A 2,805-nucleotide genomic window follows, 5' to 3' on the forward strand; every position below is an offset into this window, starting at 1 on the left:
CGCTCAGATGAGCGGGCTTTTTTATTGGGTGAAATTCAAGTGCTTGGCTGCAATGGCTAGGTGATGCTTTCCTTCAGGCCCTTTCATTCGTTTATTTTTTCCCCGCTCTGATTCGGATTACTGCGCCATCCAGCGTTATATATCCCCGTCCATTTCGCTTGTCTGAATATAAAAAACACAGAATGTGATACCCCTACCTTTCTTGTGATGCCTGCTCTGCTTTAATTCGTCTGCTCAAGTTTGATGGGCCAAGGAATCACAATAATTTGAGGAATGGATACATGTTCAAAAGAACAGTAACGATGATACTGGCGGCGGGAACCCTGGTATTAGGCGGTTGCGCGTCCCATGGTGGTGCAGAGCAGACTGCGGCAGACAACAGCGACTTCGGTGGCAAGTCCATCTACCTGCGTGGGGAGATGAACGACTGGATGGCGGTGGATGAGAGCAAGGTGGTCAAGGTGGCCGACAAGCTTTACATGGCCAAAGGCACCCTCAACAAAGAGTGGGCTCCCTACAAGTTCAAGTTTGCTGACTCTGGCTGGAGCTGTGGTACCAACTTTGGCTATAAGAGTCCGAGTGACGGTGTTGCCGTATTGGGCGGTGAGGCAGTGCCGGTCAACCCCTGCTCCAAGTATGAGGAGTTGAAGTTCTCACCGGATGTGGATGGTGTCTATGAGTTCTATCTGAATATGGCGGGTGAAACGCCGACCGTTTACGTCAAGAAGCCCTGATCTATCTCTGAGTGTTAAATTTCTCAGAAAATTAATCGGTTAAGTGCCCTGGCCCAGAAATCTGCTGGCCGGGGCATTTTTTTAGGTTAAAATCGGCGCCCTCATGGCATCAGGTGTACTATATGTTGTGTTATTTATTTTACATGGCACTATTTGTTGTGTTTTGTGCTGTTGTCATGATGTTGATGCATTCACATAAGGTTGATTGAAAATGGCTAAATCGAACCCGGTGCTGGAGAGTGAGCTTGGCTCCCGCCTTATCCCCCTGCAGGAAACGTCCCTCGAAATCTGGGATAGCAAGTATCGCCTCAAGAGCAAGGATGGCACTCCCATCGATAGCTCTATTGATGAGACTTACCAGCGGGTAGCCCGTGCGTTGGCCGAGCAGGAGCTGGAACCGGAGGCCTGGTTTGAGCCGTTCCTGTGGGCGCTGCGCAATGGGGCCATTCCGGCTGGCCGCATCACCTCCAATGCGGGGGCTTTTGAGCACAAGCCTGCCACTTCAACCATCAACTGCACTGTCTCCGGTACCATTGAAGATTCGATGGACGATATCCTCGGCAAGGTGCACGAGGCTGGCCTGACCCTGAAAGCCGGTTGCGGTATCGGCTATGACTTCTCGACCCTGCGCCCGCGCGGCGCTTTTGTCTCCGGTGCCGGTGCTTACACGTCCGGCCCGCTCTCCTTCATGGATATCTACGACAAAATGTGTTTCACCGTCTCGTCAGCCGGTGGTCGCCGTGGCGCACAGATGGGCACCATGGATATCCGTCATCCCGATGTGATCGAGTTCATCCAGGCCAAGCGGGAAGATGGTCGTCTGCGCCAGTTCAACCTCTCCCTGCTGATCACCGAAGATTTCGTCAAGGCGGTGAAGGAGGATGCCCCCTGGCAGCTGATCTTCCCCTACACCGCCAAAGAGGTGGAGCAGGATGGCATTGCGCTGGACGATCCCGCTCAGGCGCTCTGGGCTGACTGGCCCAACAAGGAAGGGGTTGTTTTCAACGAGCTGGGGCAGGTCGCCTGCAAGGTTTACAAGACCCTGCCTGCCCGCAAGCTGTGGAATGTCATCATGACCTCCACTTATGACTATGCAGAGCCCGGTTTCATCTTGATCGACAAGGTCAACCAGATGAACAACAACTGGTTCTGTGAAGAGATCCGCGCCACCAATCCCTGTGGCGAGCAGCCATTGCCACCCTACGGTGCCTGCCTGCTCGGCTCGGTCAATCTGACCAAGTTTGTGCGCGACCCCTTTACTGAAAGAGCGGCTTTCGATTGGCAGGCGTTTCGCAAGGTGGTGGCTATCTTCACCCGCATGCTCGACAACGTGGTGGAGATCAACCAGCTGCCATTGCCCAAGCAGCGCGAGGAGATCACAGCCAAGCGCCGTCATGGCATGGGCTTCCTTGGTCTTGGTTCGACCCTCACTATGCTGCAGATCAAGTACGGTTCTGCGGCATCTGTGGCGTTTACCGAGCAAGTATCTCAGGAGCTGGCCATGACCGGCTGGCAGGAGTCGCTGCGTCTGGCCAAGGAGAAGGGCCCGGCCCCCATCATGGAGCAGGAGTTCGAGGTGACCGGCAAGATGTTGCGGCTGCGTCCGGAAATGGTGGCCGATGGCCTCAAGGTTGGCGACAAGGTGAAGGGCAAGGTGCTGCACGCGCGCTACAGCCGCTATATGCAGCAGGTCGCAGAAGTGGATCCTGCGCTGGTCGCCGAGCTGGCCGAAGCCGGTGGCCGCTTTACCCATCACAGCAGCATCGCGCCGACCGGCACTATCTCGCTGTCGCTGGCCAACAACGCCAGCAACGGTATCGAACCGAGCTTTGCCCATTACTACAGCCGCAACGTCATCAAGTCGGGCAAGAAGAGCAAGGAGAGCGTGGATGTCTACTCCTTCGAGCTGCTTGCCTACCGCGAGCTGGTGAACCCGGCGGCCATGCCTTACACGGATGATGACGCCAGTCGTCTGCCGGAGTACTTCATCACGGCTGACGACATCACGCCGGCCCAGCACGTGGACATTCAGGCGGCGGCCCAGCGCTGGATTGACTCCTCCATCTCCAAG

Annotated in this window: 2 protein-coding genes; both read left to right on the forward strand. The window is 55.7% G+C overall.

What is annotated here, in order from left to right; all coding sequences use genetic code 11:
• Positions 1-281 precede the first annotated feature (281 nt).
• Positions 282-734: a pullulanase gene (locus AAC083_RS03195; RefSeq protein WP_042039350.1), complete on the forward strand. Its 453-nt coding sequence runs from the start codon at positions 282-284 to the stop codon at positions 732-734.
• A gap of 211 nt (positions 735-945) precedes the next feature.
• Positions 946-2,805: adenosylcobalamin-dependent ribonucleoside-diphosphate reductase (locus tag AAC083_RS03200; protein WP_108537984.1), on the forward strand; the 1,860-nt coding region annotated here is incomplete at its 3' end.

This window comes from Aeromonas sp. HMWF014, from assembly GCF_963878295.1.
Taxonomy (GTDB): domain Bacteria; phylum Pseudomonadota; class Gammaproteobacteria; order Enterobacterales; family Aeromonadaceae; genus Aeromonas; species Aeromonas popoffii.

Coding starts and splice junctions, on each gene's coding strand:
- AAC083_RS03195 (WP_042039350.1), top strand. CDS start 282: ATGTTCAAAAGAACAGTAACGATGATACTGGCGGCGGGAACCCTGGTA.